The 12,616-nt window shown below is 72.4% G+C and carries 9 protein-coding genes; 6 read left to right on the top strand and 3 right to left on the bottom strand.

The features are described 5' to 3' along the window. The first annotated feature begins 105 nt into the window (after window positions 1-105). Genes ACZ6I3_RS35785 through ACZ6I3_RS35795 form a run of 3 tightly spaced genes read left to right on the top strand, consistent with a single transcriptional unit; the run spans window position 106 to window position 3,397 of the window. Window positions 106-1,479, top strand: a complete 1,374-nt coding sequence (locus ACZ6I3_RS35785; protein ID WP_469420404.1) for an extracellular solute-binding protein — start codon at window positions 106-108, stop codon at window positions 1,477-1,479. A 2-nt stretch (window positions 1,480-1,481) separates the two neighbouring features. Next, window positions 1,482-2,519, top strand: a complete 1,038-nt coding sequence (locus ACZ6I3_RS35790) for a carbohydrate ABC transporter permease (RefSeq protein WP_469420406.1) — start codon at window positions 1,482-1,484, stop codon at window positions 2,517-2,519. After that, entirely contained in the window at window positions 2,516-3,397 is an 882-nt protein-coding gene (locus tag ACZ6I3_RS35795) for a carbohydrate ABC transporter permease (RefSeq protein WP_469420408.1), read from the top strand. The genes ACZ6I3_RS35790 and ACZ6I3_RS35795 overlap by 4 nt, the downstream gene beginning before the upstream one ends. Here ACZ6I3_RS35795 and ACZ6I3_RS35800 read toward each other — a convergent pair. Beyond that, entirely contained in the window at window positions 3,361-5,658 is a 2,298-nt protein-coding gene (locus ACZ6I3_RS35800; protein ID WP_469420410.1) for a glycoside hydrolase family 3 N-terminal domain-containing protein, read from the bottom strand. The genes ACZ6I3_RS35795 and ACZ6I3_RS35800 overlap by 37 nt on opposite strands. Further along, complete coding sequence (locus ACZ6I3_RS35805; RefSeq protein ID WP_469420412.1) at window positions 5,655-6,776, bottom strand: N-acetylglucosamine kinase; 1,122 nt, start codon at window positions 6,774-6,776, stop codon at window positions 5,655-5,657. The genes ACZ6I3_RS35800 and ACZ6I3_RS35805 overlap by 4 nt, the downstream gene beginning before the upstream one ends. A gap of 18 nt (window positions 6,777-6,794) precedes the next feature. On the opposite strand from ACZ6I3_RS35805, the gene ACZ6I3_RS35810 reads away from it, so the two are divergent. Then, on the top strand, window positions 6,795-8,063 hold the full coding sequence (locus ACZ6I3_RS35810; RefSeq protein ID WP_469420413.1) for a glycoside hydrolase 5 family protein: 1,269 nt from the start codon (window positions 6,795-6,797) through the stop codon (window positions 8,061-8,063). Window positions 8,064-8,067: 4 nt separating this feature from the next. Here ACZ6I3_RS35810 and ACZ6I3_RS35815 read toward each other — a convergent pair whose 3' ends face one another. After that, on the bottom strand, window positions 8,068-9,531 hold the full coding sequence (locus ACZ6I3_RS35815; protein WP_469420415.1) for a glycoside hydrolase family 3 N-terminal domain-containing protein: 1,464 nt from the start codon (window positions 9,529-9,531) through the stop codon (window positions 8,068-8,070). A 222-nt stretch (window positions 9,532-9,753) separates the two neighbouring features. Here ACZ6I3_RS35815 and ACZ6I3_RS35820 point away from each other — a divergent pair, with 222 nt between their 5' ends. Both ACZ6I3_RS35820 and ACZ6I3_RS35825 read left to right on the top strand, forming a co-directional pair. Next, a complete protein-coding gene (locus ACZ6I3_RS35820; RefSeq protein WP_469420416.1) occupies window positions 9,754-10,029 on the top strand; it encodes a hypothetical protein in 276 nt (91 codons plus the stop codon). A 51-nt stretch (window positions 10,030-10,080) separates the two neighbouring features. Then, the gene (locus ACZ6I3_RS35825; protein ID WP_469420418.1) at window positions 10,081-12,615 is read left to right on the top strand and encodes a type 1 periplasmic-binding domain-containing protein; all 2,535 of its coding nucleotides are present in this window, start codon (window positions 10,081-10,083) and stop codon (window positions 12,613-12,615) included. Window position 12,616: the final 1 nt, after the last annotated feature.

The raw sequence follows: 12,616 nt of genomic DNA on the forward strand, positions 1-12,616 counted from the left end.
TTGACCTCCGATGAATTCTGGTCCACATTTTCATCAATCGAAGTCCGACTTGGTGATTTGATCCAGCGACTCGATCCAGCGACGACTGGTCCCAGGAGGGCAGCAATGCGCGCAAGAAGACTCACCGGATCCCTGACCTGTCTGGTCGTCCTGACCCTGACGGCCGCCGGCTGCGGCCTGTCCGGCGGCGGTTCCGACGGCGGTGACGCCACGGCCGGCGGCTGCAAGGTCGACCAGGGCAACGTCGGTTCCGGCAAGCTCTCCGGCGAGGTCAAGGGAAAGATCACCTTCCAGACCACCAACCTGAAGAAGGACTTCGGGAAGTACTTCAACGGCGTCATCGACGCCTTCGAGCAGGCCCACCCCGGCGCCGAGGTCAACTGGATCGACGACCCGGGCGACGCCACCTTCACCCAGCGCCTGGTCGCCGACGCACAGGGCTGCACGCTCCCGGACGTGGTGAACATCAACGTCAACACGGCGGTGGCGCTGACGAAGAACGGCTATCTGCTGAACCTGGACGACAAGGCGCCGGACGCGGGCGAGCCGTTCGCCCCCGCTCTGTGGAAGTCCAGCATGTACGCCGACGCGGACGGCAAGAAGGTGCACAGCGTGCTGCCCTGGTACTCCGGCGGCATCGTGCAGACCTTCAACACCGACCTGATGAAGAAGGCCGGCCTGGACCCGGCCAAACCTCCGACGACCGTGCTCGGCCTGTTCGACGACGCGGAGAAGGTGGCCAAGGCCTCCGGCGGCAAGTACTACGCGTTCCTCGCCAACCCGCAGCTGCGCATCCCGGCCGACTGGCAGCAGATGGGCATAGAGATCCTCTCGGCCGACGGCAAGAAGTTCACCTTCGCCGACGACCCGAAGACCGCCCAGTGGGTCGAGGCCATGACCAAGCTCTACAAGGCCGGCGGCATGCCCAGGGACTCGCTGTCCTCCACGCAGGACCCGGCCAACGTCTACGGCCAGGGCAAGCTGGTCTACGGCCCGACGAACCCCAACTTCCTGCGGTTCATCCAGCAGAACAACCCGAGCGTCTACAAGAAGACCGGTGTCGGACGGTTCATGCTCGACGCCCTCGGCCACACCGTCGGCGCCCCGCAGTACGTCGGCGTGGCGTCCACCAGCAAGAAAGCCGCCACCGCGCTGGCCTTCGCGCGGTTCCTGACGAACGCCGAGAACCAGCTCGCCTGGGCCAAGGACCCGAACGTCGTCATCTTCCCCTCCACCACGGCCTCCCTGAACGACCCGTTCTTCCAGTCGGTCAAGGGCGACGACCCCTTCGCCGAGGCCCGCAAGATCGTCGCCAGTGACCGCAAGACCGCCACGGCCGACGAGATCGCCCTGACGCCCGGTGAGCTGAACGCCATCTCGGCCCAGATCCAGCTGGCCATGCAGGGCAAGAAGAGCGCCGAGGACGCTCTGAAGGACGCGCAGTCCAAGGCCGACCAGCTCATCGAGCAGGGCAGCTGAGGATGACGCAACCGACCGTCCACCAGGCGCCCGTCCCCGCTCCCCCGGGTGCGGGCGCCCGACGCCCCGGCGGCGCCTCCCCCTCCCGGCCGCCGGGGCCCCTGCGCCGCGCCCTCCGCTTCGTGACGCCCGGCCCGAGCGCCGACGCGGGGGGCGCGGCGCTGCACCGCCGCTGGTGGCTGCCCTGGCTGTGGATGACCCCGGCGATCATCGGCGCGACCGTGTTCGGGGTGTTCCCGTTCCTCAACACGGTCGTCGTCTCCTTCACCGACGCCAAGCCGCTCGGCGGGGCCTACAACCTCGTCGGGCTGGACAACTACCGCCGGATGCTGGGCGATCCGGACTTCTGGCTGGCCACCCGCAACAGCCTGCTGTACGCGCTGTTCGTCGTCCCGCTGATGGTGCTGCTGCCGCTGCTGCTCGCGATCCTGGTGGAGAAGAACCTGCCGGGCATCGGCTTCTTCCGCTCCGCCTTCTACACGCCGGTGCTCGCCTCCAGCGTGGTCGTGGGCCTGAGCTGGCAGTGGCTGCTGAGCGACCAGGGACTGGTCAACACCTGGCTGCAGAAGGGCCACATCGTCCGGGAGGCCATCCCGTTCCTGTCGGACTCGTGGCTGATCCTGCTGTCGGCGATGGGGCTGACGATCTGGAAGGGCCTCGGCTGGTACATGATCTTCTACCTGGCCGCCCTCGGGAACGTCCCCAAGGAACTGCACGAGGCGGCGGCCGTGGACGGCGCGGGCGTCGTGCGCCGCTTCTGGCACGTCACCGTGCCCGGCGTCCGCACCTCGATGATGCTGGTCGGCACCCTGACCGGCATCGGCTCGCTGCGGGTCTTCACCGAGATCTACATGCTGGGCGGCTCCACCGGCGGCCCCGGCGGCGCCGACCGCACACTGCCCTTCTACATCCGCGACGTCGGCCTCGACCCGCTCACCGGCAACGCCGGCTACGGCGCCGCCGTCAGCGTCGCCCTGTTCGCCCTGACCCTGGGCCTCACGCTGCTCGCCCAGCGTCTGACGAAGGAGGACGAGGGATGACGACCGCCGTCGACAAGCGCCGCAGCCGTGTGATGCCCCGCTGGCGGGACTACGGCCGGCCGCGCGAACTGGTCGTCCGCTATCTGCTGCTGGTGTTCGTCCTCTTCATCACCGTCGGCCCGCTGCTGTGGCAGCTGCTGTCGTCCCTCAAGGGCGCGGGCGAGGACGTCTTCGGCGCCGGTGCCTCGCTGATCCCCCACCACCCGACCCTGCGGGCCTACCGCGAGATCTTCGACCAGGTGCCGGTGTGGACGTACATCGGGAACAGCATGGTGATCGTCGCGCTGTCCGTCACCAGCCAGCTCGTCTTCTCCACCCTGGCCGGCTACATGCTCTCCAAGCCGGGCTGGAAGGGCCGCAAGCTGGTCTGGGTGGTGCTGATGGCGTCCATGATGTTCCCCTTCGAGTCGATCATGGTGTCGCTGTTCCTCAGCATCCGGGACATGGGCCTGGTCGACCATCTGGCGGGTGTCTGGCTGCCCGGCTTCGTCGCCGCGATCAACGTCCTCATCATGCGGGCCGCGTTCCTCGCCGTACCGCGTGAGATCGAGGACGCGGCGATGCTGGACGGGGCGGGCGAGTGGAAACGCTTCCGGTATCTGTATCTGCCCTCCGCCTACGGCGCGATCCTCGTCGTCACCATCAACACCTTCATCAGCGCCTGGGACGACTTCCTGTGGCCCCTGATCGTGCTGCGCTCGGAGGAGCAGTTCACCCTGACGCTGGGTCTGGCCCGGCTGCAGTCGTCGTCGTTCGGCTACGACCAGCGCATGGTGATGGCGGGGTCCGTCATCTCCGTGATCCCTGTGCTCGTGCTGTTCGTGATCACCCAGCGGTGGTTCTACAGGGGCGTCTCGTCCGGTGCCGTGAAGCTCTGACCGACCCGGAGCCCGACCGGTACGGCGGTCAGGGCCCGGCGCGCCGACTCCGCGACGCGGATCTCGACCGTGCCGGGCAGGACCGCCGTCTCCAGGTCGGCGCCCACTTGCGCCAGTTGTTCGGGCCCGAGGTCGAAGGCGACCGTACGGCACTCCCCGGGCTCCAGGTCGACGGCCTGGAAACCGCGGAGTTCCAGGGCGCGCGGCCAGACCGGCGTGACGAGGCGGCGCAGATACAACTGCGCGACGGTACGCCCGTGCCGTTCCCCGGTGTTGGTGACGTCGACCTCGACGGTCCGCCCCGACAGCCGTGGCGGTCCATAGGCGAAGCTCGTGTACGACAGCCCGTGCCCGAAGGAGTGGAGCGGTTCGGCGCTGTCGTCGGTGTAGCCGCCGTACTCGGTGTCCTTGTGGTTGTAGTAGACGGGCAGTTGGCCCGCCGAGCGGGGCATGGAGACGGGCAGTCGGCCCACGGGCTCGGCCAGCCCGAGCAGGACGTCCGCGATCGCCTCGCCGCCCCAGGGGCCGGGGTACCAGGCGGTGAGCAGCGCGGCGGCGCGTTCGGCTGCCTCGGGGACCGCGTGCGGGCGGCCCTGGACCAGGACGACGACGGTGGGTGTGCCGGTCGCCGTGACGGCGTCGAGCAGGGCGTGCTGGGCCGGGCCGAGCCGCAGCCCGGCCAGGTCGACGCCTTCTCCGCAGGTCATCTCGGACACGACGGTGCGCGCGGCGCCGTTGGCGTCGAACTCCGTGCCGGGCGTACGGGCGCTGCTGCCGCCCAGCACGAGCACGGCCAGATCGGACGCGGCGGCCTCGGCGATCGCCTCCGGGATGCCGGAGAGGTCGTCGCCGGTGAGGGCACAGCCCTTGGCGTGGCGTACGTCGATGCCGGTGCCCCGGAGTGCGTCGAGGACGCTGGTGCCGGTGCCGGGGCGTTGTGGAGCGGTGTAGTCGCCGAGTTGGTGGGCGACGGTGTCGGCGTGCGGCCCCAGGACGGCGACACGGCAGCCGGTCGCTACGGGCAGCACGCCCTGGTCGTTGTGGAGCAGGGTGACGGCGGCCCGGGCGAGGGCGGTGCTCAGCTCACGTCCGGCGGCGGGGTCCGGGAACGGGCCCGCGCTGTAGGGCTGTTCGAACAGCCCGAGCCGGAACTTGAGCCGCAGCACCCGCGCGACGGCCGTGTCCAGGGCCTCCTCGCTCACCAGCCCCCGCTCGACCGCCTCCGCCAGATGCGTGAAGCCCTCGTCCCACAGGCTCAGGTCGATCCCCGCGTCGAGCGCGAGAGCACCGGCCGACACCTTGTCGCCGGTGATACGGGCCAGCCGGTCCACGGCCAGTCCGTCCGCCATGACGAGCCCGTCGAAACCCCAGCGGTGGCGCAGCAGTCCGGTGAGCAGGGCGCGGTTGCCGCAGCAGGGCATCCCGTCGACCTCGTTGTAGGCGGCCATGACGGCGGCGGCTCCGGCCCGGACACCGGCGCGGGCAGCGGGGAGGTGGATCTCGTGCAGCTCCCGGAGACCGAGTTCGGACTCGGCGGAGTTGCGGCCGCCGACGGTGGCACCCTGCCCGGCGAAGTGCTTGAGGACGACGGGGGCCTTGTCCGGGGCGAAGAGCCCGTCCGGCTCACCGAGAGGCTCCCCCTGCATACCGCGGACGAGCGCCTCGGTGAGCCGGGCGGCCAGATACGGGTCCTCGCCGAAGCACTCCTCGGTCCGGCCCCAGCGCGGATCCCGGGCGATGTCCAGCGCCGAGACCAGGGCGACATGACCGCCGCGGGCCCGCAGTTCGGCGGCGGCGTGGGCGGCGGCCCGCTCGTAGAGCCCGGGGTCCCAGCCGGCGCCGACGGCGAGGTTGACGGGCAGGACCGTGCCGTCGAGGGCCATGTGCCCGTGCGGCACCTCCTCGACGAACAGGGCCGGGATGCCGAGCCGGCTGTGCTCGACGACGTGCCGCTGGACGAGGTGGGCCAGTTCGGCACCGGCCTCGGCGCCGGACCCGGTGGTGTGGTCGACACCCGACCAGGCGTCGGCGCGCAGCAGTCCGTACAGGGCCCCGAGTCCGGCGAAGCGCTCGGTCTCGGCGTGCAGGGCGTCGGTGAGTTCGAAGCCGCCGTCGGAGGTGCGGCGGTAGGCGTCCCACCCGTACATCCGCTGGTTGAGCTGGCCGGCCTTCTCGCGCGGGGTCATGCGCGCGAGCAGGTCGCGGACACGGTCGTCGAGTGGGGCGGTGGGGTCGCGGTAGCGGAGGGTGGTGACGGTCATGTGCGGCCCTCGTGGGCGAGCCGGGCCAGGGCGACGGCGCCGCGGCGGCCGTCGGGGACCCAGTCGAGGGTGAGGCCGAGGGTGCGGAGGCGGGCTTCCAGGCGGGCGGTCAGGGGCCCGTCGGGGCCGAGCAGTCCACCGGTGGCGACGACACGTTCCCCGGAGGCGGGCTCCAACGCCCTGACGGTCTCGGTGAGCTGGTCGGCCGCCTCGTCGAGGATGGCGAGGGCGACGGCGTCCCCGGCGGCCCGGACGACGAGGGGTGCGAGGCGCGCCAGGCGGACGGGCGGCTGAGCCATGACGGCCGGGAGCAGGTGCCCACGGTAGGCCTCGCGGTGGGGGCGGGACCAGGGGGTTTCGTCGTGGGGCGGGAGGCCGTGCCCGGCGGGGCCCGGGGAGTCGGCCCCGGCGCCTGTCTCGTACGGGGCGTCCTCTCCGAGCGGCCGGACCACGACACCGCCGGGCGGGGCGAGGGACGGCCCGCCCGGCAGCACCTCCTCCGGCACGCCCAGCTCCCTTCCCACCGCGGCCGCCAGTACCGTCGGGGCGCCCCTCCCGTCGGCCATCCGCAGGGCGGCCCGTACTGCGGCACGGCCGATCCAGAAGCCGCTGCCGTCGTCGCCGAGGAGCCAGCCGTCACCGTCCACGGTGGCGGTTGCGCGGCGTCCGGTGATGCGCATGGCGACCGCGCCGGTGCCGGCGACCAGGGCGAGGCCGTCGGCCGGGGCTCCCGGCGCGGAGGCGAAGGCGGCCTCGATGTCGCTGCGGACGAGGGGCGCCCCGGCGTCGATGCCGAGCCGGCGCAGGGCGGCTGCCAGGGCGGTCAGGGCGTTGTGCCGCCCCGGTTCGTCGGCGAAGGCGTCCGTGGCCCCCGCGAAACCGCCGGCCACGGCCACGACCCGGGCACGGAGGGCCTCGGGCACGGCCTGTCCGACGGCCTCGGCGAGATGCTCGGTGAGCCGCGGCACCGGGACGGTCAGGGCGTTGCCCGGCCCGGCGGCACCCTCGCCCAGCGGACGCCCGTCGGCGGCGGCCGCCAGGACCGCCCGGGTCCGCGTGCCGCCCGCGTCGAGACCGACCACCAGATCCCGGAACTCCTGGTTCAATTCATTACCCATCGCCGACTATGGTGATTGATGCATTCACCCAGAGCAAGGGATCTGGGTGCTCGACCCGAGGAGGATCCCATCCCCACGCTCCGCTTCGGCGTCAACTACACGCCCCGCCGCGGCTGGTTCCACGCCTGGCACGACTTCGACCCGGCGCACGCCCGCGAGGACCTGGACCAGATCGCCGCGCTCGGCCTCGACCACGTCCGGGTCTTCCACCTGTGGCCGCTCCTCCAGCCCAACCGCACGCTCATCCGCCCGGCGGCCGTGGACCAACTGGGCCACCTCGTCGACATCGCGGCCGAGGCCGGTCTCGACGTCCTGGTGGACGGTGTGCAGGGCCATCTGTCCAGCTTCGACTTCTATCCGGAGTGGACGCGAAGCTGGCACCACCGCAACGTCTTCACCGACCCGGAGGCCGTCGCCGCCCAGGCCGAGCTGATGCGGACCCTCGGCCGCGCCCTCGCCGGCCGCCCCAACCTCATCGGCCTGCAGCTGGGCAACGAGCTGAACAACCTGGTCGAGCACAACCCGGTGACCGCCGACGAGGTGGACCACTACCTCGACACCCTGCTGTCCGCCACCCGCGAGCACCTGCCCCCGGGCCGGCTCGCGACCCACTCCGCCTACGACGCGGCCTGGTACGGCGACGACCACCCCTTCACCCCCGAGGCCTCGGCCCGCAAGGGCGATGTCACCACCGTCCACCCCTGGGTGTTCTCCGGCGACTGCGCCCGCCGCTACGGCCCCCGTTCCCCTCAGGTGCTGCACCTCGCCGAGTACGGCACGGAACTCGCCAAGGCCTATACCGAGGACCCGGCCCGCCCGGTCTGGGTCCAGGAGACGGGCGCCCCGGAACCCCACATCCCGGCGGCCGACGCCCCGGACTTCGCGCGGGCGACCGTGCGGAACGCGGCCGGGTGCGAGGGACTGTGGGGCGTGACCTGGTGGTGCTCCCACGACGTGGACCGCTCCCTGGCCGACTACCCGGAACTGGAATACACCCTGGGCCTCTTCGACGCGCGGGGCGGCGCCAAGCCGATCGCGACGGCCCTGGCCGAGACCGTCGCCGAGGTACGCGCGGGGCACCACCCCTCCCGGCCCCGCGACACGGCCCTGGTCCTGGACTGCACGCCGTCCACCCGCTCCGTCTCCGGCCCGGGAGGCGCGTACTTCGACGCGTGGATGGCCCTGCGCGCCGACGGCGTCCGCCCGGCGGTGGTCCTGGCGGAGCGGGCGGACGACGCCGCGTACCTCACGGCGCGCGGCATCAAGGAGGTCGTCCGAGTGCCGTGAGCGCTCAGGCGCCGGCCAGCGCCTCGGCGAGGGCCCGCAGATTCACCCGCCCCCGCCCGTAGGAGCAGAGCGCGCCGCCCTCCGGCAGCCCGGTGTCGATCCGTACGGCGTCGGGCCGCCGGGCGAGCAGGGCGGCGCGCAGCCGCTCCTGCCAGGGGTGGAGCCCGGCGTCACAGGTGGCGACGGCCAGCGGCGCGTCACCGCAGGCGCGCAGGATCTCCGCCACGACGGCGTCCGGATCCGCCGGGTCTCCGGTGACCGCGGTGCCCGTGGCCGTGGGGTCGACGGCGCGCACCGCCGTCAGCAGGTCCTCGCCGCCCCAGTTGAGCGCGGGATGCGGCGGCGGGAACAGGTCGACGACGTGGGCGCCGCGCACGGCCGACGGCACCGGCCGGCCGCGGACAGCCCGGCGGGCGGCCTCGAGACCGGCCCCGGTGTCCCAGCCGTCGACCGCCCCGTCCGGAGCGGCGTACCGATCGGCCAGCCGCCGCACCCGCCCGGCGGCCTCCCGCACCCGCTCCTCGGACAGCACTCCGGAGCGCAGCGCGCCGAGCACCGCGTCCCGGCAGGCCAGAGTGATCTCCAGGTCCGGCACGGCCACGATGACCTGGTCGGCGCCGGCCGCGAGGGCGATCCGCGCCCCGGCGGCCTCGCCGTAGCGGTCGGCGATGGCCTTCATCTCCAGGGCGTCGCTGACCAGGACCCCGTCGAAGTCCAGCTCGTGGCGGAGCAGATCGCCCAGGATGCGGCGGCTCAGGGTGGCGGGCCGCTCGGGGTCCAGTGCCGGGTAGACGACATGAGCGCTCATGATCATCGGCACGCCCGCCTCGACGGCCGCGCGGAACGGCTCGAAGTCGGCCCGCAGTTCGTCGTACGACCGCGGATCGACGGCGATGCCGTGGTGGCTGTCGGTCTCGGTGCCGCCGTGCCCGGGGAAGTGCTTGGCGCAGGAGGCGACGCCGCGCCGCTCGGTGGCGGTGATCCAGGCCCGCAGATGCCGGGCGGCCAGGACGGGTTCGGCGCCGAAGGACCGGGTGCGCACGATCGGGTTGCGGGGGTGGTGCTGGAGGTCGGCGACGGGGGCGTAGGAGGCGGTGACGCCGAGTGTGGCGAGGTGCCCGGCGAGCGCGTCGGCGCAGCGGGCGGTGAGCGCCGGGTCGTCGGCGACACCGAGGGCGTAGGAGCCGGGGACGTCGGGCGCGCCCGCGCTCACCAGGTGGCCGATGCCGCCGCCCTCGTTGTCGATGGCCACGATCAGGTCGGGCCGCAGGGCCCGCAGGGTGTCGGTGAGCCGCCGCACCTGCTCCGCGTCGCGCACGTTGCGGGTGAACAGGATGACCCCGCCGAGACCGCGGTCGACGAGCCGCTTGAGGGTGTCGGGCACGGTCGTGGTGCCGGCGAAGCCGGCGACGAGGCAGCGGTGGGCGGCCTCGTCGAGGCCGGGATGCAGGTGCGCGGAGTGGCTCACCCCGGGAATCCTCTGGCTCGTTCAACCAAATGTCAACAGGGCGATGGATCGTCCATTCAGCGCGTCGGAACGGACCAGCCGAAACGTTCCCGAAGTTCGTCCGTCACCCACTCCCACCTCACCCGCACCGGCTAACCTCGTAGGTCACCGAAGGCGAACGGGGGATTGCCCATGGTGAACGCTGATCGCACGCCGCCGGACTGTCCCGGGGGGCATGACGGCATGCCGGAGCGTGGCGCCGGACTCCACCTCCAGGATCAGCTCGAGATCCTCATCCAGGACTTCCGCACGAGCACCGAGCCGCCGATGCCGGTGTTCGTCGTGCACGCCCAGGAGGGCGCGGACGACGACGCGGTGACCGGGCTGGTCCGGCAACTGCACGCGGGCCAGGAGGCACACGGCACGCGCTGCGCGGTGGCGCAGGACGCCTACGAGGGCGCCACGGAGGTGCGCAAGGCCGCGGCCATGGTGCGGGCACTGAGCAATCCGAGGAAGTGAGGCGGCCCGAAGGCGGTCTACCGGCGCTACGCCTTCCCGCGGCTGCGGCTGGTGCATGCCATCGACGACGCGGTCGCGGCCCTCGGCGACACCTGGCCGGCGCCCGAGCCGGGCAGCCCCGAGGCCGGTCAGGACCAGCGGCAACGGCTGCTGAACCAACTGGCCCAACAGCGCTGGCGGCCGAGGAACACCGCGCGCTGGCGCTCGGGGCTGCCGCAGTTCGACATGGCGCACATCCTCCCGGCGAGCCTCGTGACCGTGCTCGCCGCGCTCATGGCCCGCAGCGAGTGGTACGTGGCGGTGGGCGCCGGTCTCGTCTTCCTGCTGCTGCTGACCGTCCTCAACTACGCCCTGCCGGGGCGGGCGCCGATCTTCCTGTGGCTGCGCCGGGAGAGCCGCTGGTTCATGACGACGACCTTCCTCAGGGCGGCGGACCACGAGGATCCCACCGAGGTCTCGCTGCTGCGGCCGGTGCGGTCCTGGAAGGCGATCGCGGCCCGGGCGTACGACGTGGCCGAGGCACTCACCGCCGGCGGCGACTTCCACCTCCAGCTCTGCGTGCTGGCACTGCGGGAGGACCTGCGCGACAACCACCGCCGCTGGAGCTGGGACCTGCGCGGCTTCAAACGGCCGCGCCCGCCGATGCTGTTCCTGCCCCACGCGGACGCCCGCAACGGCGGCGTGGAACTGATCCGGGCCATCAGCGACGTCCGCAGCCGCCGCAGTGAACTCGACCCGCTGGTGGTGGTCGCCGCGGTGCACACGCGGGACGTGCCACGCCTGGAGCGCGGCGCGGTTCCGGCGACGCCCGACCCGGCCGCCGCACCGCCCAGGTTCAGCGAGCGGCTGCGCACCTGGCACCGGGAGTGGGCGCACAACCTGCGCGCCGAACAGTCACCCAGCCGGGAGCGGTCCGTCCTGCCCTGGGTGATGAAGGTGCCGCTGCCGCACGACCAGCTCGGTCCCGTCGAGGAACGCACCCGCCATCTGCGGGCCTCCACCCGGCCCACGCCCGCCCGGCTGGTGTGGGCCCTGCACACCCTGGTCCTGGTGATCGCCCTGCTGACCGCCGGGACCGTCATGCGGGCCGAGGCCCTGCACGACCGGTACTGCTCGGCGTCCGTGCTGACCGCCAACCGGGACACCCGGCGCGAGACGGCCCCCGGCGGCGGCACGGAATGCATCGGCATAGCGACGGACGGCGTCCGCTTCGCCGACTGGCTGCCCGCGCCCGACCCGGGCGACGAGCCCAAGGCCCTGACGGCCGGGGACGCCACGCCCTGGACGGTGGACGAGCTGGAGGACCGCATCGCCCGGAAGAACGCGGACGTCCTCGCCCACCACCCCGGCAAGTACGTCACCGTCGTCTACGCCGGGCCGCTGAGCGCCGACGCCTCGGACGGCTCCTCACTCGTGAAGGGCGCCGAGGAACTGGCGGGCGTGTACCTGGCCCAGGCCGTCATCAACAAGAACTCCAGCGTGAAACTGCGGGTCCTGCTCGCCAACGGCGGCGTGGACCTGGGCCACCAGGAGGAGATGGCCGAGGAGATCGCCGCGTACGCCGCCCACGACCCGACCGTGGTGGGGGTCGTGGGCACCGGCCGCGACCTGAAGTCGAGCAGGGCGACGACCCGCACGCTGATGGAGGCCGGCCTGCCGATCGTCTCCGGTACGAACTCCGCCACCTATCTGCCCCGCGAGTTCGCCAACTGGTTCAGCCTGGCCGCCACGGACCAGTGGCAGATCGAACAACTCGGCCTGGTCGCCGCCCAGTTGCGCACTCCGGAACGTCGGCAGTACGCCCTCGTCCTCGCCCGCGACACGGCGAAGACCGACGACCTGTACACCGACGAACAGGCCCGCTACGGCCAGGACATGCTGCGCCGGCAGGGCTTCACCCCGCTCGATCAGCGCCGCTACACCCTCAGCGGTGGCAAGCCGGAACTCCGCTCGCACGCCCAGGAGATCTGCCGGGGCGGCCGGGTCCCGTCGGTGATCTACTTCGCCGGCCGGGTGGAGGACATCGATCCCCTGATGACCCAGCTGGGCACCGAGCCGGGCTGCGCCGGAACGCCCCTGGCCATCCTCACCGGCGACGACCTGTCCAAGGCCGACTTCACCACCGGCGGACAGTCCGTCGCGCCGCAGGTCACGCTGTACCACGCGGCCCTGGCCGAGTTGCAGACGGCAAGCACCACGACCACCTTCTACCTGGACGCGGCCGCACACCTGCCGGGACTGCGGGGCGGGAACCTGCGCTACGACAGCCCCGCCCTGGCCAGCGGCCAGACCGCCCTGGCACACGACGCGACCCGCGCCCTGTACTGGGCGGCCACCCGGGACGACCGTCCCCAGAGCCGCGCCTCGACCTGGGTGAACCTGCGCAACGTCAAGATCGAGGGCATGGCCACCGGGACCATCGACTTCACCCGTGCCCCGCTGTACGGCGACCGCACCGGGCACAGCATCGTCCTCAAGGAGGTCCGCCGCGCCGGCGACGGCACCTCCGAGACCCGGGTGGTGTGCAGCCGCGCCGCCGGAGAGACGAAGCGGCTGACACAGAAAGAATGCCGGATCCGGCGCTGAG

This window comes from Streptomyces sp. NPDC041940 (assembly GCF_055589465.1).

What these genes read in the sequence shown, in the direction of transcription:
- ACZ6I3_RS35785 (WP_469420404.1), top strand. Translation starts at nt 106, where the DNA reads ATGCGCGCAAGAAGACTCACCGGATCCCTGACCTGTCTGGTCGTCCTG.
- ACZ6I3_RS35790 (WP_469420406.1), top strand. Translation starts at nt 1,482, where the DNA reads ATGACGCAACCGACCGTCCACCAGGCGCCCGTCCCCGCTCCCCCGGGT.
- ACZ6I3_RS35795 (WP_469420408.1), top strand. Translation starts at nt 2,516, where the DNA reads ATGACGACCGCCGTCGACAAGCGCCGCAGCCGTGTGATGCCCCGCTGG.
- ACZ6I3_RS35800 (WP_469420410.1), bottom strand. Translation starts at nt 5,658, where the DNA reads ATGACCGTCACCACCCTCCGCTACCGCGACCCCACCGCCCCACTCGAC.
- ACZ6I3_RS35805 (WP_469420412.1), bottom strand. Translation starts at nt 6,776, where the DNA reads ATGGGTAATGAATTGAACCAGGAGTTCCGGGATCTGGTGGTCGGTCTC.
- ACZ6I3_RS35810 (WP_469420413.1), top strand. Translation starts at nt 6,795, where the DNA reads ATGCATTCACCCAGAGCAAGGGATCTGGGTGCTCGACCCGAGGAGGAT.
- ACZ6I3_RS35820 (WP_469420416.1), top strand. Translation starts at nt 9,754, where the DNA reads ATGCCGGAGCGTGGCGCCGGACTCCACCTCCAGGATCAGCTCGAGATC.